Annotated in this window: 24 protein-coding genes and 3 tRNA genes; 15 read left to right on the top strand and 12 right to left on the bottom strand. The window is 70.0% G+C overall.

The features are described 5' to 3' along the window. Positions 1-87: 87 nt before the first annotated feature. Positions 88-456 carry a hypothetical protein gene (locus ABIC70_RS21780; protein ID WP_043350251.1) on the bottom strand — a complete coding sequence of 123 codons (369 nt, stop codon included), beginning with the start codon at positions 454-456 and terminating at the stop codon, positions 88-90. Next, positions 453-1,511: a porphobilinogen synthase gene (gene hemB, locus ABIC70_RS21775; protein ID WP_043350254.1), complete on the bottom strand. Its 1,059-nt coding sequence runs from the start codon at positions 1,509-1,511 to the stop codon at positions 453-455. Before hemB ends, ABIC70_RS21780 begins: the two co-directional genes overlap by 4 nt. 212 nt (positions 1,512-1,723) lie before the next feature. Between hemB and ABIC70_RS21770 the strand changes: the two genes are divergently transcribed. Then, positions 1,724-2,182 carry a DUF6163 family protein gene (locus tag ABIC70_RS21770; RefSeq protein ID WP_043381621.1) on the top strand — a complete coding sequence of 153 codons (459 nt, stop codon included), beginning with the start codon at positions 1,724-1,726 and terminating at the stop codon, positions 2,180-2,182. 160 nt (positions 2,183-2,342) lie between these two features. Further along, positions 2,343-2,855, top strand: coding sequence for a transcriptional regulator LdtR (ldtR, locus tag ABIC70_RS21765; RefSeq protein ID WP_043350258.1), 513 nt, complete (start codon positions 2,343-2,345; stop codon positions 2,853-2,855). Positions 2,856-2,858: 3 nt separating this feature from the next. Here the strand turns inward: ldtR and ABIC70_RS21760 are convergent, their stop codons facing one another. Further along, on the bottom strand, positions 2,859-3,461 hold the full coding sequence (locus ABIC70_RS21760; protein WP_210274666.1) for an exopolysaccharide biosynthesis protein: 603 nt from the start codon (positions 3,459-3,461) through the stop codon (positions 2,859-2,861). A 365-nt stretch (positions 3,462-3,826) separates the two neighbouring features. On the opposite strand from ABIC70_RS21760, the gene bcsS reads away from it, so the two are divergent. Next, positions 3,827-4,480, top strand: coding sequence for a cellulose biosynthesis protein BcsS (gene bcsS / locus ABIC70_RS21755; RefSeq protein ID WP_354441087.1), 654 nt, complete (start codon positions 3,827-3,829; stop codon positions 4,478-4,480). Here the strand turns inward: bcsS and ABIC70_RS21750 are convergent. Both ABIC70_RS21750 and ABIC70_RS21745 read right to left on the bottom strand, forming a co-directional pair. Beyond that, entirely contained in the window at positions 4,447-6,051 is a 1,605-nt protein-coding gene (locus ABIC70_RS21750; protein ID WP_354441085.1) for a cryptochrome/photolyase family protein, read from the bottom strand. The genes bcsS and ABIC70_RS21750 overlap by 34 nt on opposite strands. 4 nt (positions 6,052-6,055) lie before the next feature. Further along, positions 6,056-6,790 carry an SDR family NAD(P)-dependent oxidoreductase gene (locus ABIC70_RS21745; protein ID WP_179698940.1) on the bottom strand — a complete coding sequence of 245 codons (735 nt, stop codon included), beginning with the start codon at positions 6,788-6,790 and terminating at the stop codon, positions 6,056-6,058. Positions 6,791-6,899: 109 nt separating this feature from the next. Here ABIC70_RS21745 and ABIC70_RS21740 point away from each other — a divergent pair, with 109 nt between their 5' ends. Both ABIC70_RS21740 and ABIC70_RS21735 read left to right on the top strand, forming a co-directional pair. Continuing rightward, positions 6,900-7,763, top strand: coding sequence for a formyltransferase family protein (locus ABIC70_RS21740; protein WP_354441083.1), 864 nt, complete (start codon positions 6,900-6,902; stop codon positions 7,761-7,763). A 70-nt stretch (positions 7,764-7,833) separates the two neighbouring features. Beyond that, the gene (locus ABIC70_RS21735; RefSeq protein ID WP_043350294.1) at positions 7,834-8,175 is read left to right on the top strand and encodes a hypothetical protein; all 342 of its coding nucleotides are present in this window, start codon (positions 7,834-7,836) and stop codon (positions 8,173-8,175) included. An 18-nt stretch (positions 8,176-8,193) separates the two neighbouring features. Here the strand turns inward: ABIC70_RS21735 and ABIC70_RS21730 are convergent, their stop codons facing one another. Further along, positions 8,194-9,222 (bottom strand): hypothetical protein, encoded by a 1,029-nt coding sequence (locus tag ABIC70_RS21730; protein ID WP_354441081.1) that lies wholly within the window; start codon positions 9,220-9,222, stop codon positions 8,194-8,196. A gap of 448 nt (positions 9,223-9,670) precedes the next feature. Here ABIC70_RS21730 and ABIC70_RS21725 point away from each other — a divergent pair, with 448 nt between their 5' ends. Next, entirely contained in the window at positions 9,671-9,961 is a 291-nt protein-coding gene (locus tag ABIC70_RS21725; RefSeq protein WP_354441079.1) for a PilZ domain-containing protein, read from the top strand. An 18-nt stretch (positions 9,962-9,979) separates the two neighbouring features. On the opposite strand, the gene ABIC70_RS21720 is transcribed toward ABIC70_RS21725, so the two are convergent. Further along, on the bottom strand, positions 9,980-10,159 hold the full coding sequence (locus tag ABIC70_RS21720; RefSeq protein WP_043350277.1) for a hypothetical protein: 180 nt from the start codon (positions 10,157-10,159) through the stop codon (positions 9,980-9,982). Positions 10,160-10,477: 318 nt separating this feature from the next. Between ABIC70_RS21720 and ABIC70_RS21715 the strand changes: the two genes are divergently transcribed. Then, positions 10,478-11,416 carry an alginate O-acetyltransferase AlgX-related protein gene (locus ABIC70_RS21715; protein WP_354441077.1) on the top strand — a complete coding sequence of 313 codons (939 nt, stop codon included), beginning with the start codon at positions 10,478-10,480 and terminating at the stop codon, positions 11,414-11,416. Between the two features lie 174 nt (positions 11,417-11,590). Here the strand turns inward: ABIC70_RS21715 and ABIC70_RS21710 are convergent, their stop codons facing one another. The 4 genes from ABIC70_RS21710 to aroA all read right to left on the bottom strand — a co-directional run bounded on the left by ABIC70_RS21710 (position 11,591) and on the right by aroA (position 14,232). Next, positions 11,591-11,872, bottom strand: a complete 282-nt coding sequence (locus ABIC70_RS21710; protein ID WP_043350305.1) for a hypothetical protein — start codon at positions 11,870-11,872, stop codon at positions 11,591-11,593. A 185-nt stretch (positions 11,873-12,057) separates the two neighbouring features. Further along, a tRNA-Lys gene (locus ABIC70_RS21705) sits at positions 12,058-12,133 on the bottom strand. Positions 12,134-12,238: 105 nt separating this feature from the next. After that, positions 12,239-12,877, bottom strand: a complete 639-nt coding sequence (gene cmk, locus ABIC70_RS21700; protein WP_051044950.1) for a (d)CMP kinase — start codon at positions 12,875-12,877, stop codon at positions 12,239-12,241. Between the two features lie 5 nt (positions 12,878-12,882). Continuing rightward, positions 12,883-14,232 (bottom strand): 3-phosphoshikimate 1-carboxyvinyltransferase, encoded by a 1,350-nt coding sequence (gene aroA, locus ABIC70_RS21695; RefSeq protein ID WP_043381639.1) that lies wholly within the window; start codon positions 14,230-14,232, stop codon positions 12,883-12,885. Between the two features lie 291 nt (positions 14,233-14,523). On the opposite strand from aroA, the gene ABIC70_RS21690 reads away from it, so the two are divergent. From ABIC70_RS21690 to ABIC70_RS21680, 3 genes are all read left to right on the top strand, one after another. Next, positions 14,524-14,910, top strand: coding sequence for a TIGR02300 family protein (locus ABIC70_RS21690; protein WP_075381438.1), 387 nt, complete (start codon positions 14,524-14,526; stop codon positions 14,908-14,910). Positions 14,911-15,062: 152 nt separating this feature from the next. Next, positions 15,063-15,138 (top strand) — tRNA-Ala (locus ABIC70_RS21685). Positions 15,139-15,193: 55 nt separating this feature from the next. Continuing rightward, positions 15,194-15,269: transfer RNA gene (locus ABIC70_RS21680), tRNA-Ala, on the top strand. 119 nt (positions 15,270-15,388) lie between these two features. On the opposite strand, the gene ABIC70_RS21675 is transcribed toward ABIC70_RS21680, so the two are convergent. Then, entirely contained in the window at positions 15,389-15,877 is a 489-nt protein-coding gene (locus ABIC70_RS21675) for an Lrp/AsnC family transcriptional regulator (RefSeq protein ID WP_043354596.1), read from the bottom strand. Positions 15,878-16,084: 207 nt separating this feature from the next. Between ABIC70_RS21675 and mdeB the strand changes: the two genes are divergently transcribed. The 5 genes from mdeB (at position 16,085) to ABIC70_RS21650 (ending at position 23,484) form a co-directional block, all read left to right on the top strand. After that, a complete protein-coding gene (mdeB, locus tag ABIC70_RS21670) occupies positions 16,085-18,772 on the top strand; it encodes an alpha-ketoglutarate dehydrogenase (protein WP_354441074.1) in 2,688 nt (895 codons plus the stop codon). A gap of 241 nt (positions 18,773-19,013) precedes the next feature. Continuing rightward, positions 19,014-20,390, top strand: a complete 1,377-nt coding sequence (locus tag ABIC70_RS21665) for a 2-oxo acid dehydrogenase subunit E2 (RefSeq protein ID WP_354441072.1) — start codon at positions 19,014-19,016, stop codon at positions 20,388-20,390. An 11-nt stretch (positions 20,391-20,401) separates the two neighbouring features. Next, complete coding sequence (gene lpdA / locus ABIC70_RS21660; protein WP_354441070.1) at positions 20,402-22,111, top strand: dihydrolipoyl dehydrogenase; 1,710 nt, start codon at positions 20,402-20,404, stop codon at positions 22,109-22,111. 338 nt (positions 22,112-22,449) lie between these two features. Further along, positions 22,450-23,037: a hypothetical protein gene (locus ABIC70_RS21655; protein WP_043381805.1), complete on the top strand. Its 588-nt coding sequence runs from the start codon at positions 22,450-22,452 to the stop codon at positions 23,035-23,037. 36 nt (positions 23,038-23,073) lie between these two features. Continuing rightward, a complete protein-coding gene (locus tag ABIC70_RS21650; protein ID WP_043353773.1) occupies positions 23,074-23,484 on the top strand; it encodes a DUF2147 domain-containing protein in 411 nt (136 codons plus the stop codon). The last annotated feature ends 140 nt before the right edge of the window (positions 23,485-23,624 follow it).

Raw genomic sequence — 23,624 nt, 5'->3', positions numbered from 1 at the left:
CTGCGGGCGAGAAGGTGGGTGCGCGCCGCTCAGGCCGCAAGAGGATGCGTTTGCCCGGCCTCAGCTTCGCGCTGCTGCAGGACTGCCTTACCGTCCGGCCGGGTCGCCGGCCGCGGCGTCCGGCGTGTCGAGATAGAATCGCCTCAGCATGTAGAGCGCGGGCCCCGACAGGGTCGTCCCCTCGGTGGCGAGGGCGACGAGGGTCGTCCCGGCATCGAACCGGCAGGTCAGCCAGTGCGGCCGGGTCCCGTCGGAATAATCGACCCGGACCGAATTCGCCGCCGGTCCCGGCGCCGCCCGCAAGAGCCGGATCCCAGGTTGCGGCGCCACGGCCGGCAACGCCCGCCGGCAGGTGGCGACGCGATCCCGGCGCAGGGTGTCCTGACAGGCGGCGAGCCCGCCGAGAAAGCCGGCGACGACCGCGGCCCCGAGGAGCCAGCGGTGCCCGCGTGTCACGGATGGCTGCGCAGGCGCTCCGCGACCCGCGGCGCATGATAGGTGAGGACGCCGTCGGCTCCGGCCCGCTTGAAGGCGAGGAGCGCCTCGACCATCGCGCGGTCGCCGTCGAGCCAGCCGTTCCGGGCGGCCGCCTCGATCATCGCGTACTCGCCGGACACCTGGTAGGCGAAGGTCGGGACCTGGAACTCGTCGCGGACCCGGCGGATGATGTCGAGATAGGGCAGGCCCGGCTTGACCATCACCGAATCGGCGCCCTCGTCGAGGTCGAGGCGGACCTCGCGCAGGGCCTCGGACGAGTTGCCCGGATCCATCTGGTAGGTGCGCTTGTCGCCCACGAGGGCGGCCTTTGTGCCGATCGCGTCGCGGAACGGCCCGTAGAACGCACTGGCATACTTGGCCGCGTAGGCCATGATCTGCACGTCGAGGAACCCCGCCTTGTCGAGGCCGGCGCGGATCGCGCCCACGCGCCCGTCCATCATGTCGGAGGGGGCGATGATGTCGGTGCCGGCCTCGGCCTGGATCAGGCTCTGCTCGACGAGGACCGCGACGGTCTCGTCGTTGAGGACCGCGCCGTCCTTCATCAGGCCGTCATGGCCGTGGCTGGTGTAGGGATCGAGCGCCACGTCGGTCATGATCCCGACCTCGGGCACGGCCCGCTTCACGGCCCGCACCGCCCGGCAGACGAGATTGTTGGCGTTGAGCGCCTCCGAGCCGGTCGGGTCGCGCAGCGCCACATCCGTGTAGGGGAAGAACGAGATGGCCGGAATGCCGAGGCGCGCCGCGCGCTCCGCGTCGCGGACGACCTCGTCCACCGAGAGCCGCTCGACGCCGGGCATGGAGGCGATCGGCTCGCGCCGGCCCTCGCCCTCGATCACGAACATCGGCCAGATCAGATCGTCGACCGTCAGGGTATGCTCGCGGACCAGCCGGCGCGACCATTCCGATTTTCGGTTGCGGCGCGGGCGCTGGGTGATCTTGAGACCCTCCACGCGGGCGCCCTCGCGGGCGGCCTCCACGGCGAGAGGGCGCGGCTCTGGCAGGGTGTCTGACATGCGGCTTCGCTACCGTTCGCGCGGACCACGCCGCGGATCGCGCGGCGCCCCTGCGCCGGAGGCGTTCGACTACCACACCGGACCTGTGCGGCGAAACCCGACCGTTGACGCAGGACGGCGGAACGGCTTCAACCCGGCGCGTTGCGTTCCCGAAGACCAGGATCCTGTTCCCTGTCCATGAGCCGGCCCATCATCTCCGCGAGTCACCGATAGTGCCCGGCTATTTTCCGATCCGGCGCAGGACGCCCCGGCCCGGGGGGATCCCCAGCGACCGGATCGAGCGCGTCCAGGGGCCGGCACCCGGCACGTGGGATACGGTGCTGATCTGGTTCATGCGGCTCACGGCCCTCGTCTGGCTGCTCAAGAGCGTCTTCGCCTGGGCGACCATCCTCGACGTCGTGCCGGGTGTCCGCCCCTTCGAGGCCGAGCCCTTCGGCCGCCAATCCGCCATCGTCTACTTCGCGGTGATCGATGCCGCCGCGGCGATCGGCCTGTGGCTGACGAGCGCCTGGGGCGGCGTCATCTGGCTGCTCGCCGTCACGTCGGCGATGACGCTGGCGGTTCTGACACCGCAACTCTTGCCGTTATCGGTGCCGCTGCTCGTATTCGGGGGCTGCGTCGTGACGTTGTACTTCCTGCTGTCCTGGCTGGCGGCGCAGGAAGCACGGTGAACGAACCGTTCTTATCTTCATTCAGTTTGTCTTTACCGCGAAGAGTAAATCGCGAATTCATCCTGTCGCTTAAATCGCCTTTCATTCCCGAGCCCTAGCTTAGCCATCATCAACGGCGCCGCATCGAACGGGTGCCGGATCATCGGATGGCGAGGCAGAGATGAAGACCCAGAACGCCCGAGTCGCGCAGATCGAAGCTCCCGAGGAAGGCTTGGGCGCGAAGGGCTCCTACCTGGAGGCGCTCCACCTCGTGGAACGGCTGCACCGCCGCCTGCTCGACGTGATCAAGGACGAGTTCGAGCGCCGCGGCCGCGAGGACGTCAACAGCGTCCAGGCGCTGCTGCTGTACAACATCGGCGACAAGGAACTGACCGCGAGCGAGCTGCGGACCAAGGGGTACTATCTCGGCTCCAACGTCTCCTACAACGTGAAGAAGCTGGTCGAGGCGGGCTACCTCCACCATGCCCGCTCGAAGACGGACCGGCGCTCCGTGCGGATCAGCCTGACCGACAAGGGCCGTCAGGTCCACGAGATCATCCAGGGGCTGTACGACAAGCATGCCCGGACGATCACGCCGATCGGTGGGATCTCCGAGGACGATTTCGCCCGCCTGAATCAGGCGCTCGGCCGCCTGGAGCGCTTCTGGACCGACCAGATCCGCTACCGCCTCTGAGGCTCAGAGGTTGAGGAGCCCGGCAACCCCGGCGATCACCGCATAGGCGAAGCCGGCATTGATGGCGACGCCGAACACGCCGATGACGAGGCCGCCCAGCACGACGAGACCGTCGCGCTCGACGAGGCCGAGCCCGACCAGGCAGACGGCGAGACCGAGCGGGATCTGCCCGACGATGGGCGCGGCCACGATCAGCGCCAGCGCCAGGGCCAGCAGGACGATCCCCATGCCGCGCATGCCGAGCGCGGTCTCGAAGACGCTGACGCGGGGGCGCGACCAGCGCTCCAGGCGGCGCAGGATCGGCACCGCGCGGGTCACAGCGCGCCGGACATCCGTCAAGGCGATGGAGCGGCCCAGCAGCATCCGCGGCAGCCACGGTGCCGACATGCCGGCGGCGATCTGGATCGCCACGAGCAGCAGGAGCAGGCCGCAGATCAGTGGGATCGGCGGCGGCATCGGCAGGCAGTTCGGCAGCCCCAGCAGGACCACGAGCAGCGCGAAGGCGCGATCCCGTAGGACCGCGACGATGTCGCCCACGGTGAGGCGCTCGCCCTCCTGGCTCGCCAGCACGGTGAGGACGTCCGACGTTCGTGCACCGGAGGTCAAGGATCTGCCAACCTTCGCTAACCCGCGGGGGCTCTAGCCGAGAACATCTGGCACGCCAAGCACGGCGGATTCGCGACAGCGCGATGGCGGCCGGCATGTGGCCGCGCACCGCGCCGCGCCCGGCAGCCCGGCCAAGCATTCCCAAAGTCACAGCGCACGCCGGCGGACATGCGGCACGCTTTTGCCGGGCTTCCGGATCATGGCGCCAACAAATCCGGGGATGCCATCGCGCCAATCGATGCAACACGGTTAATTTTATCCTAATCTGATCCTTCCAGGCCGGAGGATCGACCGTGCAAAGCTATCGCACAGCCCCAAAGATCCACACGCTAAGGCCAACGGCTCTGATTGTTCTGGCAGGCATCGTGGGTTTTGCTTCAACGCCACACGCCAGCGAGATCGACACGCTGCTGTTCGGCAGCCTCGACGCGGGCGGCGACACGTTCCTGACCCTCGGCGCGAAGGTCGGCCTTACTTCTCTCGCGCAGGAGGGTTTCGTCGCGCTGGCGACCGTCGGCGGCGGACGGCGCACGGAAAGCGGCGCGGACGGTCCCCGCGCACGGTACACCGTCGCCGCTGCCGCACTCGCCGGGCATCAGTGGTTTTTCGACTGGGGGGTGGTTGCGGCCTATGCCGGCCTCGAGACCACGAGCGAGATGCTGATCGCAGGGCCGACACGCGACGCCCTGCCGACCCGCTTCGGCCTGCGCCTGCACGGCGAGGTCTGGGCACGTCCGACCGCTGCGACGCTGCTTCAGGCGACCGCCGTCGCGGGCTCGGCCCGGGACAGTCTCTGGGCGCGCCTCGCCTGGGGCTATCGGCTCTGGGAGACCTATCTCGGCCCCGAGGCGGCGCTCTACACCGACGCGACCGGCTACGCGAAGTGGAGCCTCGGCCTGCACGGGACCGACTTCGCCCTCGGCCGGTACAGCCTCCGCGCGTCGGTGGGCCTTCAGACCGAGTCGCGCCGGGCCCGGGCTTGTCCCTACGTCACGCTGTCGGTCTGGTCGCCCCTCTGATCGGCGCTCGGCCGGGCCTCGAGGGCATCGAGGAAGGCGGCCGCGTCGCGGCGGATCTCGGCGCGGCGCTTATCGCCGAATCCGCGCAGGGTCCGGTACGGCATCGCCAAGCGCTGATTGCCGGCCAGCCGCTCCTCGTTCTCGATCAGGAAGTTCCAGTAGAGATAGTTGAACGGACAGGCCTCGGGCCCAGACTTGACCTTCACGTCGTAAGCGCAGGACGCGCAGTAATCGGACATCCGGTCGATATAGGCGCCCGAGGCCGCATAGGGCTTGGAGCCCATCACGCCGCCATCGGCCCACAGAACCATGCCGTGAACGTTGGGCAACTCGACCCATTCGTAGGCGTCGGCGAAGACGATCAGGTACCATTCCTCCACCTGCGCCGGGTCGAGGCCGGCGATGAGGGCGAAGTTGCCGGTCACCATCAGGCGCTGGATGTGGTGGGCGTAGGCGTGGGCGCGCGTCTCGGCGACCACTTGCGCGATGCAGTTCAGCGCCGTTTCCCCCGACCAGTAGAACCACGGCAGGTCGCGGCGCGCGCCCAGGGCATTGGTGTCCCGGTAGGCGGGCATCCGCGCCCAGTAGAGGCCGCGCACGTATTCCCGCCAGCCGAGGATCTGCCGGATGAAGCCCTCGACGCAGTGGAGCGGCGCCGCACCGTCGCGGTAGGCGCGCTCGGCCGCCCAGCAGACCTCCTCGGCGGTGAGCAGGCCGGCGTTGAGGGCGGGCGACAGGAGGGCGTGGTACAGGAACGGCGCGCCGGTCTTCATCGCGTCCTGATAGTCGCCGAAGGTCGGAAGGGCCTCGGCCAGGAAGTGCCGGAGCGCCGCGAGGGCGTCGGCCCGGGTCACCGGCCAGGAGAAGCCGGAGAGATCGCCGAAATGGTCGCCGAATTCCGCCTCGACGAGGGCGATGGCCTCGCGCGTCACGGAATCGGGCTGGAAGCCGATCCGGTCCGGCGGACGATGCCCCTTGGGCAGGCGCTTGCGGTTCTCGGGATCGTAATTCCAGCGGCCGCCGGCGGGCTCGCCGCCATCCATCAGAAGGCCGGTCCGACGCCGCATGCCCCGGTAGAAGGTCTCCATCCGCAGGTGATGCCGGCCGTCTGCCCATTTCGCGAAATCCTCACGCGGACACAGGAAGCGGTTGTCGGCGCGGATCTCGAGCGGCATCGGCAGCCTCTCGCGCCAATCCTGCATCATTTCCCAGACGCGCCACTCGCCCGGCTCGGTGACGACGATCCGCTCCGGCCGGTGCCGCGCGACGGCGCGCTCCAGTTCCCCGGTGAAGCTACCGGTATTGCCCGCCTCGGTGAGGCGCACGTAGTCGACGGTGATCCCGTCCGCCTCCAACTCGGCCGCGAAGTGGCGCATGGCCGCGAACAGGAAGGCGATCTTCTGCTTGTGATGGCGGACATAGGTCGCCTCGTCCCGGACCTCGACCATCAGCACCACGTCGCATTCGGGGTCGAGGTCGACGAGGCTCGAGACCCGGCGCGTCAGCTGATCGCCGAGGACGAAACGCAGCGTGCCGCGCGGTGCGGCGGCGCCGCGGCGTCTTCCGGCCATCGTCTCAGCCCTTGGTCCGGAGGGCGGAGCGGCCGCCATCCACGCCGACGACTTGGCCGGTGATCCAGGCCGCCTCATCGGAGACCAGGAAGGCGGCCAGGGCGCCGACATCCTCCGGACGCCCGAGCCGTTGGAGGGCATGCATGGCCGCAATCCCCTGCGCGAGGGTCTCGTTGCCGGTGATCCCCGCAGCGAGCGGCGTGCGCGTCAGCGAGGGCGCCACGACGTTGATGCGGATCTGGGGCGCGAGTTCGGCCGCCAGGGACAGCGCCAAGCCCTCGACGGCGCCTTTCGCCATGGCGACGGAGGCATGCGCGGCAAAACCCTGCGCCACCGCCACCGTCGAGAACAGGACGATCCCGGCCCCCGCCGCGCCGGCACCGGCCTTCAGCGCGCCCGCGGCGGCCTGCACCGCCGAGAAGGCGCCGAGCGCATTGATGGCGAAGTCGCCCTCGACATCGGCCCGCGTCAACCGATTCAGCGGGCGCAGATTGATGGTGCCGACCGCGTAGACCAGCCCCGCGAGGTCCGGGCCCGCCGCCTCGGTCACGGCGGACGCGAAGTCCGGATCGGTGACGTCGCCCGCGGTGATGCGCGTCTCCCCCAGATCCTCGGCGACCTTAGACAGGCGATCCGCGTCCCGGGCCGCGAGATGCAGGGCGTAGCCTCGGGCGCGGAGGGCACGCGCCGTGGCAAGACCGATGCCTCCGGTTCCGCCGTAGATGATCACCCGACGCACGCCGAACCCCTTGCTACCCGCATTGGCCCGATCAAGGTAAGGCGAGGGACGCTCCCGGGCAGACGGCGGATCCGCGCCCTCCACGTGCACAAGGTCGCAGGCGGCAAGGATGAAGTTCGCGTTCGCCGGCATCGACTTCCTCGGCGGAGTCTTCGAGGGACTGCTGGATGCCGGCTGGACGCCGGTGAAGCTGTTCACCCGCCCCTGTGACGGGATCTACGACCACAACGAAGTCATCGTCGCCCGCGCCCGGGCGCTGCGGCTGCCGATCCAGCTGTCGCGGATCCGCGAACGGGATATCGAGGCGCTCCAGGCCGAGCACGGCCGGGATTGGGCGCTCGTGGTCGCGGGATATCCCTGGCTCATCAAGGACTGGAAGGGCCGCGCCGCCTACGGACTCAACATCCACCCCTCCCCGCTTCCGACGGGCCGCGGCCCCTACCCGCTGTTCCGCGCCGTCCTCGACCGCTACGAGAGCTGGGGCGTCACCGCCCATGTCCTTGCCGACGGCTTCGACACCGGCGACATCCTCGCGCAGGATATCTTCGGCTTAAGTTCGCACGAGAGCCACGAGACCCTGCTGGCCAAGTGCCAGATGGCGGCCCGCCGTCTCGCCGCGGGCCCGCTCGGCCGTGAACTGCCCGCACGATGGCGGAGATCCGAGCCGCAGGGCGACGGCTCCTACTGGCCCCGTGCCACCGATTTCGACCGGACGCTCGATTTCCGGCAGGATGTCGCGACGGTCCTGCGCCGGGTGCGGGCCTTCGGCACGGTGGAGACGATCGCGCGGCTGGGAGATGCCCGGGTGTTCGTGGCGGAGGCCCAGGGCTGGCCGGAACGCCACGCGCACACGCCCGGGACGGTGGTGCACCGCCACCGCCGCCACGTCGTGGTCGCGGCCCTCGACGGCTACGTTCAGCTGACCCGCTGGTCGCCGGTGCCCCTCGCGGAAGTTGGGCAGGTCGGCCGCTGACCGACGCCGACCGGGAACCGAAGCGCGAACCCTGATGTTTCCGGCGGCCCAGGACATTACGGAGTCCGACATGTCGACACGCGCCAGCCTCGCCGCAGCCCTCGGGTTTGCCGCGCTGTTCACCGGCTCCGCCTTCGCGCAGGCGGTGATCGTGACCCCCGACGAGTTCGGCCCCGACGACGATGTGGTGGTGCGCGACTACATCGTGCGCCGACCGGTGGGGCCCGGGCCGATCGTCGGATCGATCCCGCTGCGTCCCGGCAGCATCGTGCCGCCCGACGTGCGTCTGGCCCCCTTCACCGAGGCCCCGAATCCGCGCCTGCGGCGCTTCGGCTACTTCGTGGCGCCGGGCGACAAGATCGTGGTCGTCGACCCCGAGACCCGTGCGGTGGTGCGAATCCTCGATCGCTGACGCCCCGCGGCGCGCGGCTCACCAGTCGCTGAGCGCCGCGCGCTTCCAGCGATCGGGCGCGACGCAGCGGTACTCGTAGGCCTCGTCCCAGGCGTGGTCCCCCGGGATGCAGGGTGCGCGGCTGCTCGCGGGCGGCCGCGGCTGTGTCTCGCGGAAAGAGGCGGCCTCGATCTGCCCGGTGTCGCTGACGCGCAGGACCGGTCCGGCTCCCGTGCCATAGACCAGATCGCGCCCGTCGAAGCCGAGGCTGCGGGAGAAGCCGCCGTCGCGGTTGCCGTCGAGCCCGATCGCCTGTCCGGCCGCGAGCAGCATCGGCACGCCGGTAAACCGCGCCGCGGCAGCGTCGATCCCGATGCCGTAGGTCCCCTCCCCCTGGAACGAGATCGCCCGGTCGGTGATGGATCCGGTGAGATTGCCCATGAGGATGCCGTAGCCGGTATGGGCCCCCGGCACGCCGCCGGTGGAGATCTGCAGACCGACCCGCTGGCGGTTCCGATCCGTCGTCGGCGATTGCGCCGAGACGTCGATCTCGGCGCCGATGCACGAGGCCACGGGGTCGGCCTCGTCGGTCATGTCGACGCAATTGAAGTTGCCGGCCCAGGACGGCCCCACCGGCCCCAACCCGTTCGGTTCCTTGAAGATCGTGCCATTGACGGCGACGTTCTGTGCCCCGGTGCTGGCGAGGGCGCGATTGTGCAGTTCGCCCGTGATCGTCCATTCGTAGCCGGCATTGTGCGGGCCGGTGGAGCCGAGCGCCCAGATCGCCTTGTAGGTGTGGGTGGCCTCACCCGACCCTTCGGGCACGTGCCGGTCGACCCGAAGGGTCGAGACCGGATCGAAGGCCTGCGGCCGGTTCCAGAGGAAGACGTGGCCGCCGTCCAGCCCCGGCACGCCGGTTCCCTGGACGCTCCGGGAGAAGGTCGGCAGCCAAGACTGATCGGGGACAGGCGCGGCTGACGGCGGCCGTCCGGGTGCCTCGGCGGCGCCGGAAAGCGGCAGACCGGCCGCGATGCTGGCCAGCAGGACCAAGCCAGGGCGGATGCGCATGATCGTCTCCGATATCCGTACGGCACGGCCGCGCCCGGAACCGGACGGGCGGCCGCCCCTCGGTGCGAGATAGGCTCTGCCAAGCGTCGCGGCGACATCAGCCCCGATCGACCGGGCGGGTTGCGGATTCGGTGCCTGGATCCCGATGTGATCTGATGCAGGCCGGATTTCGCCACCGGTTCGGACCCATGAAAGCCCTTCGTCTCCTGCGAATCTGGCTCCTGTTATCGATCCCGCTGGGCCTCCTGGTCGGCAGGTTCATCAAGGTCGGCAAGGGACCGCCATCGCCCGGAAAGGGCCCGCGGTGATTATGCGAACTCCCACCGATAGACGCGCCACGTCTTGTCCTTCTGCCAGACGATCGGGGACCATCAATCATCTATTAGTAACTATCGCGCATTTTTACTGATATCGCGCCCATCAACGGATCCAGGCAGGAACCTCGGCCGTGTCCCGCACCGCACGCCCTTACAGCGCCCTGGCGGAGCGACGGGCGACCGTGCGGAAGCCCACCGCCCTGCTGGCCTTTGCTCAGCAACGGGACGGCGCGCGTTATCCGTGTCAGGTCAGAAACATCTCCGATCGCGGCGCGATGTTGGAGTTCCTCGGCCAGCAGGCGGCGCTGCTCGAGAACGCGTTCGATCTGGTGTTGACGAGTTCAGAAACGCGGCACGCGGTTCGCCTGATCTGGCGGACGGAGCAGACGGTCGGCGTGGCGTTCGGTCCGGATTCCGATTGAGGCACGCGCCGTCCGGGCTCAGGTCGCCAAGGTCGCCATGAGCATCAGTCCGAATGCCGGGAGCGTCAGCGCCAGGATGGCCAGGGCGTCGAGCGGTGCCGGCCGGCTCGCGGCGAGCCAGCGATGCTCGGCGAACTTCTCGGCTGCGAAGCCGAACAGCACCAAGCCGCAACCGATAAACGTGACAAGCGCGGACATGACCCGGCCCCTTTGCGGAACGCCGCACGGAAGCGTGCGCCTGCCCGGCAGTACCCGCCGCGGAGGCGTAAAGTTTCACCGCAGGTCCGCCGATCGCGAAAATCACCACCCGGGCGCCTACAGGTCCCTGCACTCCGGACACGACCGCAGGGCGGCGCCGCGCCGGCATCTCCACCGTAGACCCGTGCCGAGCGCGTGCCCTCAGGGTCAGGGGGTTGCAATCCCGCGCAGATCCGTCGAGGCGGAAGCAAGCGGCATCGTTGAGGATTGTCGCAGGGAACGGGGGGACTTCGACCTTTGAAGGCGAGCGGCAGCGGCGTGGCCGTGGGACATGAGGGCTGGTTGTACTGGGTCGGGCGCGCCGGCGAGGTGGAGGCCTTCTACGGCGACACCGCGACCTCGCGACGGATCCTCAGACGCTGGACCCGGCTGATCGGGCAACGGGCACGCCGCCTGGACGCCCTCGGAATCCGCCACGTGCATACCGTCGTCCCCGACAAGCTGGCGATCTATCCCGACCTGCTCGGCCGCCCCTTTCCGGGGCTCGACGACCCACCGGGCGTCCGCCTCGCCCGATCGGTCGCCGCCGACAGCGGAGCTCCGATGGCGGATCTTCAGACGCCTCTCGTGGCCGCGCGGGACGGCGAGCCGGTCTACCTGCGGACGGACACGCACTGGACCTATCGCGGCTATCTCATCGCCTATCGCGCCCTTTGCGAAGCCCTGAACGCACCGGTGGCGGACCATGTCTTTGCCGGCACCAGCACCCGCGAGACCTTCACCTTCGATCTCGGCGAGAAGCTCGTCCCTCCGGTCGACGAAGCGTATGTGGCTTACGATTTCCCGCGCCGTGCCGAACGGATCGACGCGAACGCGCTGGTCGAGGTTCGCGAGTCCGGACGCGCCGTGCGACCGCGCGGTCTGTTCGTCGGGTCGCGGGTCGTGCTGCAGAACAAAACGGCCCCTGATCCGCGGCGCGTGATCCTGTTCGGCGATTCCTACATCTACAGCCCGGGGGCGCGTCTCACCGCCATGCTGGCCGAGACCTTCCACGAGGTGCACGCGATCTGGTCGGCGAATATCGACTGGCGCTATGTCGAGGCGGTTCGGCCGGATGTCGTGATCTTCGAGATCGCGGAGCGTTTCCTGCGTCAGGTCCCCAACGACAGGATCCACATCGATCGCTTCGCAGAGGCCCGAGCGCGCCGTGCCGTCCGCCCGACCCTCCGCGAACAGATCCGGCGCTGGCTGCGGTGAGACGATCACGCGGACGCCATCGTCGGTTTCGGCCGCCCCATACGATGGCGCCAACCCCGAAATCTCGCATCATCGACTCGGCGCACAAGGCCGGTTCATCGATGCGGCGGTGAAAAAAGGAGAAAGCCCCGTCGCGGGGGCGACGGGGCTCTGCGTCAAAATCCGTGGCTCGGCTCAGTAGCCGGAGCCGTAGTAACCCGGACCCCGGCTCAGGGCGCCCGCCGCAACGGCTCCGGCGGCCGCACCGGCGATGCCGAGACCGACCGCAGCCCCGGTCGAGATCCCGCGATGACGACGGTAGCCGTAATCCCGGCGCGGGCCGTATCCGCGATGATATCCGTGGCCGTATCCGTATCCGTGATGCCGCCCGTAGCCATAGCCCTGCGCGTCCGCGCTGGTGGCGCCGAGAGCTCCGATGGAGAGGCTCAGGGCGGAGATGAGTGCGAGCTTTCGCATCGATGAATCCTTCACGGTTACGTTGGGGCCCCAACCCAATACGCCGCAAAGAGGTTCCACCGCAGGTTCTGCGAGCGCCAGCGCAATCGGCAACGCACCGCCAATCTGAAAGGGAGTACCCATCAACGACCGAGGGCGGTTCGCCGTTGCCGGTCAGCCGCGTCCGATGGGGATCACCGAGGGTGTGGTGAGCGCGCTGGGACTCGAACCCAGGACCTACAGATTAAAAGTCCGTTGCTCTACCAGCTGAGCTACGCGCTCGCGTCCCGGGCCGATCGCGGTGGCCCGTCGGGGACGGCGCGTCCGCAATAGGTGAGCGGGCCCGGGGGGTCAACATAAGGGACGTGGACAATCCTCAATCCGCCCTCAATCCGCGTCGCCGCGGCTCTGCTCCACGATGCCCCGGGCCTCGGCGAAGGCCGCGTCGGCATCGAGTTCCGTGGTGTCGAGCCGGATCGCGTCGTCGGCCATGCGCAGGGGTGCGGCGCTGCGAGATGCATCCCGGGCGTCGCGGGCTTCGATGTCGGCGAGGATCGTCGCGAAGGTCGCCGACTCACCGCGGCCGACCAGTTCCCGGTGGCGGCGGCGGGCGCGCTCCTCCGAGGACGCCGTGATGAACAGCTTCACCGAGGCCCCGGGGCAGACCACCGTGCCGATGTCGCGCCCGTCGAGCACCGCCCCCTGCGGATCGGCGGCAAAGCGGCGCTGCCAGGCGAGCAGGCCGGCCCGGACTTCCGGCACGGACGAGACGCGCGAGGCCGCCTCGCCCATGGCCCGGTCGCGCAGCCGCGGGTCGTCGAGCTTGCCGGCATCGAGGGCCTGGGCCGCCTGCGCCGCGGCCGCGGCATCCTCCAGCGACAGGCCTGCATCGAGCAGGGCCATAGCCACGGCCCTGTAGAGGAGCCCGGTGTCGAGATGCGGCAGGCCGTAATGATCGGCCAGACGCTTGGCGAGCGTGCCCTTGCCGGATGCGGCCGGTCCGTCGATCGCGATGACGAGCGGCATGCCGGTCACGCCTCGATCCGGCCGCCGAGGGCCTGCATGGTCGGAAGGAAGCTCGGGAAGCTCGTGGCGATCATCGCGCCGTCATCCACCGTGACCGGGTTCCGTGCGGCGAGCCCCATGACGAGGAACGCCATGGCGATGCGGTGGTCGAGATGCGTCGCGACCGTTCCGCCGCCCGGCGCGGCGGCGCCGTCGCCCTCCACCACGAGGTCGTCGCCCTCCACCGCGTGGCGGACGCCGTTGGCGGCCAGCCCCGCCGCCACGGCGGCGAGGCGGTCCGATTCCTTGACCCGCAGCTCGTGCAGGCCGTTCATCCGGGTCCGGCCCTCGGCGAAGCTCGCCGCCACCGCCAGCACCGGGTACTCGTCGATCATCGCGGGCGCCCGCTCGGCCGGGACGTCGACGCCGGTCAGGCGGCTCGCGCGCACGCGCAGGTCGGCCACGGTCTCGCCGCCCTCCTCCCGCTCCGCCACGCGCTCGATCTGCGCGCCCATCTCCAGGAGCGTCGTAATCAGCCCGATGCGCAGCGGGTTCATCATCACGCCTTCGATGACCACGTCGGAGCCGGGGACGATCAGCGCCGCCACCAGGGGGAAGGCCGCCGAAGACGGATCGGCCGGCACCACGACATCGGTGCCGCGCAGGGTCGGCTGGCCGGTCAGCGCGACCTTGCGGCCGTGGCCGCCGGGACCATGCGGCTCGACGACGACCGTGGCGCCGAACAGGCGCAGCATCCGCTCGGTGTGGTCGCGGGTCGCGGCCGCCTCGATCACGGTGGTGACGCCGGGCGCGTTGAGGCCGGCAAGCAGCACCGCCGACTTGATCTGCGCCGAGGCCGCCGGGGTCTCGTAGGTGATCGGGATCGCCTCCTTGGGGCCCCGCAGGGTCAGGGGCACGCGGCCGCCCTCGGCTTCGGCCAGGACCTGGGTGCCCATCCGGGTGAGCGGGTCGAGGATGCGGCGCATCGGCCGCGAACGCAGGGAGGCGTCGCCGTCGAAGGTCGCGGTCACCGGCTGCCCACCGACCACGCCCATCATGAGGCGGGAGCCGGTGCCGGCATTGCCGAAATCGAGGACGTCGGCGGGATCGCCGAGGCCCCCGATGCCGACGCCCCGGACCCGCCAGCGTCCGGCCCCGAGGCGCTCGACGCCCGCGCCGAGCGCCTTCGCGGCGGCGGCGGTCCGCAGGACGTCATCGCCCTCCAGCAGCCCTTCGACCCGCGTCTCGCCCTGGCTGAGCAAGCCGAGGATCATCGCCCGATGCGAGATCGACTTGTCGCCGGGCGGCCGAAGGCGTCCGCGCAGCGGGGTGCCCGGCGCGGCGGTGAGGGGCTGTGGAGTCGAATCGTGCGACACGGGACGTCCGTTCGGGCTCTGACGAGTGGGCCTGGATCCGGCGCGTCGCGCGGCTCGGCCGCGGCGCTGCAATCGGACGGTGAAATCGCCGGGCGGTTAACACGGGTACCGGCCGGCGTCATCAATCCGATGTCTTCGTCGATCCTCCGGCCGATCCTCCGCACGATCCTCGCGCCGATCCTCCGTAGGACGCGGCCCGGAACGCCCCTCACGGGCTCGATTGACAGGGGCCGCCACCGCGACTAACGGGGCCCCTCCCCCGAGACAGAACTGACGACGAGGTGTCCGCCCGTGGCCCGACCGGAACTTGGCTTGAAGCGCCAGTGCATGAGCTGCGGCGCGAAGTTCTACGACCTCGCCCGAGATCCCGCCGTCTGCCCGAAATGCGGCGCGGTCTATCAGGCGGTGGCCACCTCGAGCCGTGCAGCGCCTCCGGCGCTGTCGCGGAGCGCGGCCAGCAACGACGATGAGGACGAGACGGACGAGAAGGGTCCGGAGCTGGTTTCCCTCGACGAGGTCGAAGCCGCCGAGGACGATGCGGATCCGACGCCCGAGGACGATTCGGTCGAGGACGGGGATACCGCTGACGACGACACCTTCCTGGAGGAAGAGGACGCCGGCGACGACGATGTCTCCGACCTGATCGACGGCGATATCGAGAACGACGAAGAGGGCTGAGGCGGTCGTCGCCTCCCCGATCAAAAACCCCCGGCGGCAGCGAAAAAGGGGGTTGAGTCCGCGGTGCGAGCCGCCTATAGAACCGGCCTCGCCGGACGCGATTTAGACCGGCGAGACCCCGTGGGACCCAACCCGCGGTGGATGCTAAAAGTGGGGCCTTAGCTCAGCTGGGAGAGCGCTTCCATGGCATGGAAGAGGTCATCGGTTCGATCCCGTTAGGCTCCACCATCCCACTCTCGCGTGACGCGGCGCTCCACTGGACGCGAAACGCAGTAAAAATTATGGGGCCTTAGCTCAGCTGGGAGAGCGCTTCCATGGCATGGAAGAGGTCATCGGTTCGATCCCGTTAGGCTCCACCATTCATCTCGCGCGCGATGCGGCCCACCATGGCCTCCGCACCCGAGAACGAGACTTTCCAGATTTCGCCGTCGCGAGCGGACCCCGCTGCCACTGATGCGCCGTGGGCGGCCGCGTCCGGTCAGCGGGTCAGGTGCCCGAGCGGCAGCGCGGTCGCGTACTTGACCTGCCCCAGGGCGAAGCTCGATCGGATGTTGGCCACCCCGGGGATCCGCGTGAGGTGGTCCAGGACGAGCTTCTGGTACTGGCCGAGATCCTCGACCACGACCCGCAGCATGTAGTCGGCCTCGCCGCTCATCAGATAGCACTCCATCACCTCGGGGCGGTTGCGCACCGCCTCGTCGAAGGCCTGGAGCGCGGCCTGGGTCTGTTTCTCGAGCGACACGTGGACGAACACGTTGACCGCGAGCCCGAGGCTCAGCGGGTCGACCACCGCCACGCAGCCGCGGATCACCCCCGCCTCCTTCAGGTCGTTGACGCGGCGCCAGCACGGCGACGTCGACAGGCCCACCCGCTCGGCGAGATCCGCGATGCTGATCTCGCTGTCCTGCTGCAGACATTCGAGAATGCGCAGGCTCGCGGCGTCGAGGGGGGCCGGTCGTGCGGGCATCGGTTCGGTCTCCAATCTGGCCGCCGCGAAGCGCAGCCTCCGACGACGACGCGCGAGGCGCTCCGGGCTCGCGACAGAGGCATATTTTGCCGCCTATCGCCCAAATTGCGGAATATCAATCCGGACACGGCGCGATGGAAGCAAATCTTCGGCATGTCCCGCCGTCCCGATCCCCGTATGATCGGGGGAATAAGGGAGGCCGCGTCGATGAACGCCATACCGCCGAAAGCCACGATCGCGCGGTCCGCCGAGGTCGATCACGACCCGGCCGAGACCCAGGACTGGCTCGCCGCGCTGGAATCCGTCTTCCGCACCGAGGGCGCGGCCCGGGCGCGGTTCATCCTCGACCGCCTGGAGCGGCGCTCGAAGGAGATCGGCATCCTCGACGAGGCCCTGCCCTACTCGCCCTACCGGAACACGGTTCCGCTGGAGAAGCAGCCGCGCTACCCCGGCGATCTCGACATCGAGGAGCGCCTGACCTCGATCATGCGCTGGAACGCGCTCGCCATGGTGGTGCGCGCCAACATGGCCTACGGCGAGCTCGGCGGCCACGTGGCCAGCTACGCCTCGGCGGCGGAGCTGTTCGAGGTCGGCTTCAACCACTTCTTCAAGGGCGGGACGGACGGCGACCTCGTCTATTTCCAGCCGCACTCGGCCCCCGGCGTCTACGCCCGGGCCTTCCTCGAGGGGCGGCTCTCCGAGGAGCAGCTGAAGCACTACCGCCAGGAGATCGCCGGCGACGGTCTGTGCTCCTATCCGCATCCCTGGCTGATGCCGGATTTCTGGCAGGTTCCCACCGGCTCGATGGGCATCGGGCCGATCCACGCGGTCTATCAGGCGCGGTTCATGCGCTACCTCGCCGACCGGGGCCTAGCCGACACGTCCGGCCGCCACGTCTGGGGCGTGTTCGGCGACGGCGAGATGGACGAGCCCGAATCGATCGGCGGCCTCGCGCTGGCAGCGCGCGAGAATCTCGACAACCTGACCTTCGTCATCAACTGCAACCTGCAGCGGCTCGACGGACCGGTGCGCGGCAACGGCCAGATCATCCAGGAGCTGGAGAGCCTGTTCCGGGGCGCGGGCTGGAACGTCATCAAGGTGCTGTGGGGTTCGGAGTGGGACGGGATCTTCGCCCGCGACACCAACCACGCCCTGCTGCGGCGCTTCGCCGACACGGTGGACGGCAAGTACCAGACGCTGGGCGCCAAGGACGGCGCCTACAACCTCGCCCACTTCTTCGGCGAGGATCCGGAGGTCCGCGAGCTCGTCGCCCACATGTCGGACGCCGATGTCGACCGGCTGAAGCGCGGCGGCCACGACTTTCGCAAGCTCTACGCGGCCTTCGCCGCCGCCAAGGCCACCAAGGGCCGGCCGACGGTGATCCTGGCCAAGACCAAGAAGGGCTACGGCATGGGCGGCGCGGGCGAGTCGCGCATGACCGCCCACCAGGCCAAGAAGCTCGACGTGGACGCGCTGCGCGCCTTCCGCGACCGGTTCGCCCTGCCGCTGTCGGATGCCCAGGTGGAGGGTCTGGCCTTCTACAAGCCGGCCGAGGACGGCGCCGAGATGCGCTACCTGCGCGAGCGCCGCGAGACGCTCGGCGGCGTCCTGCCGGCCCGCCGCCGCACGGCGCCGACCGTCTCGGTGCCGGCCCTCTCGACCTACGCGGGCTTCGCGCTCGAAGCGGGCGGCAAGGAGATGTCGACCACCACGGCGGTGGTGCGCCTATTCGGAAACCTCCTGAAGCACAAGGATCTCGGGCCGCGCATCGTCCCGATCGTCGCCGACGAGGCCCGGACCTTCGGCATGGCCAACCTGTTCCGGCAGGTCGGGATCTACGCGCCGCAGGGCCAGCTCTACGAGCCGGAGGATGCCGGCTCGATGCTCTACTACCGCGAGGCCCGGGACGGTCAGCTCCTGGAGGAAGGCATCACCGAGGCCGGGGCGATCTCGTCCTGGACGGCGGCGGCCACGGCCTACAGCGTCCACGGCCTGTCGATGCTGCCGTTCTACATCTACTACTCGATGTTCGGCTTCCAGCGGGTCGGCGACCTGATCTGGGCGGCGGCCGACCAACGGGCCCGCGGCTTCCTGATCGGCGCCACGGCGGGCCGGACCACGCTGGGCGGCGAGGGCCTTCAGCACCAGGACGGGTCGAGCCACATGCAGGCGGCCGCGATCCCGAACTGTCGGGCCTACGATCCGGCCTTCGCGTACGAGATGGCGGTGATCGTCGACCGGGGCGCCCGGGCGATGATGGAGGAGGGCGAGGACGCCTTCTACTACCTCACCGCGATGAACGAGAACTACGCCCAGCCCTCCATGCCGCAGGGGGCGGAGGCCGGGATCCTGAAGGGCATGTACCGGCTGTCGGGACCGGAGGTCGGGCAAGGGACGGGGGGCGCCGCCGTGCGGCTCCTCGGCTCCGGGGCGATCCTGCCGGAGGTGATCGCGGCGGCGGAGCTGCTTGCGCAGGATTTCGGCGTCGCCGCCGAGGTGTTCAGCGTGACGAGCTTCAGCGAGCTGGCCCGCGACGCCCGCGAGGCCGAGCGGCAGGCGATGCTCAACCCGGAAGCCGAGGCGCCGGTCAGCCACGTGGCGGCGCTGCTGCCGGGCACGGCGCCCATCGTCGCGGCGAGCGACTACGTCCGGGCCTACCCGCAGCTGATCGCCTCCTATGTCGGCGCGCGCTTCGTCGCCCTCGGCACAGACGGGTTCGGGAGGAGCGACACCCGCAACGCGCTCCGCCGGTTCTTCGAGGTCGACCGGCAGCACGTGGTCATCGCGGCGCTGCACGCCCTGGCGGAAGCCGGGACGGTGCCGCGCGCCACGGTGGCGGACGCGATCCGCCGCTACGGCATCGCGGCGGACGCGCCCGCGCCCTGGACGATCTGAGGCCAATCGGCGAACCCACCCGCGACCTCATCCTGAGGTGCGCGCGCAGCGCGCCTCGAAGGAGCTCTCCAGCCGGCCGTGCGATCCCTGGAGCCCTCCTTCGAGGCCTCCGCTGCGCTCCGGCGCCTCAGGATGAGGGCGTGGCTGGGAGATCCGGCGCGTCGACGACATCGCGCCTCTCTTCCCCTGCCCGCACGCGGACAGGCCGTAACAGCCTTCCAGCAACCGGAATTCCACCCGCATGAGCGCCGCGCTGCAGATCGCCCTTCCGGATATCGGCGACTATCGGGACGTGCCGGTCATCGAGCTTCTGGTGAAGCCCGGCGACCGCCTCGCGGTGGACGACCTGATCCTCAGCATCGAGTCCGACAAGGCCACCATGGAGGTTCCCTCCCCGGTCGCCGGCATCGTCCGCGAGTTGCTGGTCTCCGTGGGGTCGAAGGTGTCGGAAGGAACCCCGATCCTGACGGTGGAGCCCGCGGAGGGCAGCGGGGCCGCACCGGTGCCGGACGCCCCCCCCGCTGCCGCGGCCGCGTCGTCCCCCGAGCGGAGCGCGGGTCCCCTTTCCCGTTCGGGAGAGGGACAGAGTGAGGCATCAGGGTTGTCCGGAGACGGCGCCCCCCTCACCCCAACTCTCTCCCGGACGGGAGAGGGAGCCGGTCGCGCCTCGCCGGAGCCGATACAGGCCGATCCGATCCAGGCGAACCGCGGCGCGGTGCATGCCAGCCCGTCCGTCCGCCAACTCGCCCGCGAGCTCGGCGTGGAGCTGGACCGCGTCGCCGCCACCGGGCCCAAAGGGCGGATCCTGCGCGAGGACGTACACGCCTTCGTCAAGGCGGCGCTCGGCGCGCCGGTCCCGGCGCCCGCCGCCGCGTCCGGCATCGGCGCCGGCCTGCCGCCCTGGCCGGACGTGGACTTCGCCAAATACGGCCCGGTCCGGCGCGAACCGCTGTCGCGCATCCAGAGTCTCTCGGGGGCCAATCTCAGCCGCAACTGGCTCACGATCCCGCACGTGACCAATTTCGACCGGGCCGACGTCACCGAGATCGAGTCGTTCCGGGTCGGCCTGAACACGGAGACCCGCACGCCGCCCGCGAAGGTCACCATGGTGGCCTTCCTGATCAAGGCGGCGGCCTCGGCGCTGCGCGCCTACCCGCGCTTCAATTCCTCCCTGGCGGGCGGCGAGCTGGTCCTGAAGGACTACGTCCATGTCGGCTTCGCGGTGGACACGCCGAAGGGCCTGATGGTGCCGGTGGTGCGCGACTGCGACCGCAAGGGCCTGATCGAGATTGCCACCGAGATGGCCGCGATGGCCGAGAAGGCCCGGGCAGGAACCCTCCCGGGCTCGGACATGCAGGGCGGCTGCTTCTCAGTCTCGTCGCTCGGCGGCATCGGCGGCGACGGCTTCACGCCGATCATCAACGCCCCCGAGGTCGCGATCCTGGGCGCGGCGCGCTCGCGCACCGAGGCGGTGTGGGACGGCAAAGCCTTCCAGCCGCGCCTGATCCTCCCCTTGAGCCTCTCCTGGGACCACCGCGTCGTGGACGGCGTCGCCGCCGCCCGCTTCCTCGGCCATGTGGCGTCGGTCCTCTCGGACCTCCGCCGCGCCCTCCTGTGACCGCCGCCGCCATGCCCGAGACCCTCGACATCCGCGTCCCCGATCTCGGGGATTACGCCGACGTGCCCGTCATCGAGATCCCGGTGGCGCCCGGCCAGCCGGTCGCCAGGGACCAGACCCTGCTGGTGGTCGAATCCGACAAGGCGACGCTGGACATCCCCTCCCCGGCGGCGGGCCGCCTCGTGGAGATGCTGGTCGGCCTCGGCGACACGGTCTCGGCCGGCACCCTCGTCGCCCGCCTCACGGTGGAGGCGCCCGAGGTGCGCACCGAGCCGGCACCTGTGCCGGCCCCCGCCGCGCCGCCACCGAAGCGGCAGGCGGAGGCGGGCTGCGACCTCCTGGTGATCGGCGGCGGACCGGGCGGCTACTCGGCCGCCTTCCGGGCCGCCGATCTCGGGCAGCGGGTGATCCTGGTGGAGCGTGACGCGACCCTCGGCGGCGTCTGCCTCAACGTGGGCTGCATTCCCTCGAAGGCGCTGCTCCACGTGGCTGCGGTGACCGAGGAGGCCGTCCGGCTGGCCGCGCACGGGATCAGCTTCGGCGCACCGACGGTCGACCTGGAAAAGCTCCGGAGCTTCAAGGCCGGCACCGTCCGGCGCCTCACCGACGGGCTCGCCCAGATGGCGCGCCAGCGCAAGGTCGAGGTGATCCGCGGGACCGCACGCTTCACGGGCCCGAGCGCGGTCTCGGTGGCGCTGCATGGTGGCGACACGCGCCACGTCACCTTCGCCAGCGCCATCGTGGCCGCGGGCTCGTCGCCGGTGGCGCTGGCGATGCTGCCGGACGATCCCCGCATCGTGGATTCCACGGGGGCGCTGGAGCTGCCCTTTGTGCCGCGCCGGTTGCTGGTGATCGGCGGTGGCATCATCGGCCTGGAGATGGCGACCGTCTACAGCGCACTGGGCGCCCGGGTCGACGTGGTCGAACGCCTGCCGAACCTGCTGGAGGGCGTCGACCGAGATCTCGTGGCGGTCTGGACGAAGCGGAACGCGCATCGGTTCGACCGAATTCGCACGGGTACGGAGGTGATGGCGGCAGAGGCGACACCGGAGGGCATCGCCGTATCTATCGCTGGCGAGGCCGAGCCGCAGACCTACGACCTCGTACTCCAGGCCGCGGGGCGTCGTCCGAACGGCGCGAACCTGGGCCTCGACGCCGCCGGCGTGGTGCTGGATGGCGGCTTCGTGCCCGTGGACGCGCAGATGCGGACCAGCGTGCCGCATATTCTCGCCATCGGTGATCTCGTCGGGCAGCCAATGCTCGCCCACAAGGCCGTCCACCAGGGGCACGTGGCCGCCGAGGTGGCCGCCGGCCACAAGGCCGGCTTCGATGCCGCCGTGATCCCCTCGGTGGCCTACACCGATCCCGAGATCGCCTGGGTGGGCCTGACGGAAACGGCGGCCAAGGCCTCGGGGCGGGCCGTGGAGGTCGCCCGCTTCCCCTGGGCGGCCTCGGGCCGGGCCATCGCCAACGGCGCCGATTACGGTCTGACGAAGCTGCTGTTCGATGCGCAGACCAAGCGCGTTGTCGGCGGCGCCATCGTCGGCCCGAGCGCGGGCGACATGATCGGCGAGGTCGCGCTGGGAATCGAGATGGGCGCCGATGCCACCGACATCGCCCGGACCATCCATCCCCATCCGACCCTCGGCGAGACGATCGGCCTCGCGGCCGAAGCCGGCCTCGGGCTCTGCACCGACCTGCCGCCGGTCGGGCGCCGGTAGGATCATCTTCGCCCGGGGACGGGTCCGCCAGGCGGCGGGCAGCTCGACGGATGGACGCGTCTTGTATAGATCTTGGCCCGCGTCGCCGACTCGGCCAGGAAACAGCCCGGTCAGCACGTTCTGCCGGGCCTCGACGCTGCGGCGATCGGCGAAGACCTGGTATTTCGACTGGGAGGACATGGCTCGAGATGCTGTGGCACACCGGAAAGTCTTTCCGCCATGCCCTTTGTATTTCGCCATACTTGGCACGGGATCGATCGACGCGCGACGGCCGTCGAACCCGGCAGCCCGCATTCCGCCGGTGGGCGCTGCGCGTGGCTCTGGCGGCGCTTGTCCCGATGACCGGGTCGCCAAGTTCTGCGCGCGATGGGGCGTCCGTGTCCGGTCCTGCCGCCGCGCCGGCGCCGGCTGAAAGCCCGCAGGCGCTCATCGCCTCGCTGCGGAGCCGCATTCTCGCGGCTCACAGCGCGACCTTCGCCCTCGAGAGCTGGTGTGCCGACCACAAGCTTGCGGGGGATCCTCACCTCGTCGCCGAGCGGATACCGGTGGCGGACAAGCCTCTGACGGCGGTGCAGCGGGCGCGGCTGGCGATCGGGCCGGACGAGCCCGTGCGCTATCGGCGGGTCCGCCTCGCCTGCGGCGACCGCGTCCTGTCGGAAGCGGACAATTGGTATGTGCCCGCACGCCTCACGCCGGAGATGAACGCGACGCTGGACAGCACGCGGACGCCCTTCGGCCGGGTCGTGCGTCCCCTCGCCCCGGTTCGCGACACCGTCGCGGTTCGCGCGCCGGACCAGCGCACGGATCCGGGCCCCGACGATCCGCTCTTCGAGATCGATGCCGTGCTCTCAACTGCCGCCGGCGAGCCGTTCTGCGAGGTGGTCGAGACTTATCTGGGCAGTGCGCTGCCCCGAGCATCGCGCTAAGTACCCATCCGCATTCTGGACAGGAGAGGACCAGGGATGGGTTCGAGGCTTCGTCGCTCGATTCTGACACTGCTCGCGATGGGCACGGCGTGCGGTCCGGTTCTGGCGGCCGACCCGGCTGGCTTCTGGCTCACGGAGACCGGCAGCTCCCGCGTTCGGATCACGCCCTGCGGGAGCGGCTTCTGCGGGACGATCGTCAGCGCACCGGGGAAGGGACTCGACGCGAAGAACCCGGATCCGGCCTTGCGCGGTCGCAGCGTCGTGGGCGTTCAAATCCTCGACGCGCGTCAGCCCCAAGGCGGCGGCTACTCGGGTTCCCTCTACAATCCGAACGACGGCAAGACCTATTCCGGTTCGCTGAAGCTCACGGGCCCGGATACGCTCGAAGTCTCAGGTTGCGTGATGAGCGTATTCTGCAAGCAGCAGACCTGGACGCGCGTCAAATAACCGAGGCCCCCGCAGGCCGGCGCCGGCGCCGCAACGATGCAGGATCGGGTCTGCGCCGCTGAGGTCGCGTGGGTCAGAAACCGAAACGGGGGCTCATGACCCAGCCCCTCCTCGCCCGCCTCGTTGGCCTGCCCGCCCTC

This window comes from Methylobacterium sp. 1973 (assembly GCF_040545035.1).
Taxonomy (GTDB): Bacteria; Pseudomonadota; Alphaproteobacteria; order Rhizobiales; family Beijerinckiaceae; genus Methylobacterium; species Methylobacterium fujisawaense.
The sequence above is the reverse complement of the archived record's forward strand: the minus strand, read 5'-3'. Positions and strand labels throughout refer to the sequence as shown.

What these genes read in the sequence shown, in the direction of transcription:
- ABIC70_RS21730 (WP_354441081.1), bottom strand. Translation starts at nt 9,222, where the DNA reads ATGCGCATCCGCCCTGGCTTGGTCCTGCTGGCCAGCATCGCGGCCGGT.
- ABIC70_RS21735 (WP_043350294.1), top strand. Translation starts at nt 7,834, where the DNA reads ATGTCGACACGCGCCAGCCTCGCCGCAGCCCTCGGGTTTGCCGCGCTG.
- ABIC70_RS21710 (WP_043350305.1), bottom strand. Translation starts at nt 11,872, where the DNA reads ATGCGAAAGCTCGCACTCATCTCCGCCCTGAGCCTCTCCATCGGAGCT.
- hemB (WP_043350254.1), bottom strand. Translation starts at nt 1,511, where the DNA reads ATGTCAGACACCCTGCCAGAGCCGCGCCCTCTCGCCGTGGAGGCCGCC.
- lpdA (WP_354441070.1), top strand. Translation starts at nt 20,402, where the DNA reads ATGCCCGAGACCCTCGACATCCGCGTCCCCGATCTCGGGGATTACGCC.
- ABIC70_RS21675 (WP_043354596.1), bottom strand. Translation starts at nt 15,877, where the DNA reads ATGCCCGCACGACCGGCCCCCCTCGACGCCGCGAGCCTGCGCATTCTC.
- cmk (WP_051044950.1), bottom strand. Translation starts at nt 12,877, where the DNA reads ATGCCGCTCGTCATCGCGATCGACGGACCGGCCGCATCCGGCAAGGGC.
- mdeB (WP_354441074.1), top strand. Translation starts at nt 16,085, where the DNA reads ATGAACGCCATACCGCCGAAAGCCACGATCGCGCGGTCCGCCGAGGTC.
- ABIC70_RS21740 (WP_354441083.1), top strand. Translation starts at nt 6,900, where the DNA reads ATGAAGTTCGCGTTCGCCGGCATCGACTTCCTCGGCGGAGTCTTCGAG.
- ABIC70_RS21720 (WP_043350277.1), bottom strand. Translation starts at nt 10,159, where the DNA reads ATGTCCGCGCTTGTCACGTTTATCGGTTGCGGCTTGGTGCTGTTCGGC.
- ABIC70_RS21650 (WP_043353773.1), top strand. Translation starts at nt 23,074, where the DNA reads ATGGGTTCGAGGCTTCGTCGCTCGATTCTGACACTGCTCGCGATGGGC.
- ABIC70_RS21655 (WP_043381805.1), top strand. Translation starts at nt 22,450, where the DNA reads ATGACCGGGTCGCCAAGTTCTGCGCGCGATGGGGCGTCCGTGTCCGGT.
- ABIC70_RS21750 (WP_354441085.1), bottom strand. Translation starts at nt 6,051, where the DNA reads ATGGCCGGAAGACGCCGCGGCGCCGCCGCACCGCGCGGCACGCTGCGT.
- ABIC70_RS21665 (WP_354441072.1), top strand. Translation starts at nt 19,014, where the DNA reads ATGAGCGCCGCGCTGCAGATCGCCCTTCCGGATATCGGCGACTATCGG.
- ldtR (WP_043350258.1), top strand. Translation starts at nt 2,343, where the DNA reads ATGAAGACCCAGAACGCCCGAGTCGCGCAGATCGAAGCTCCCGAGGAA.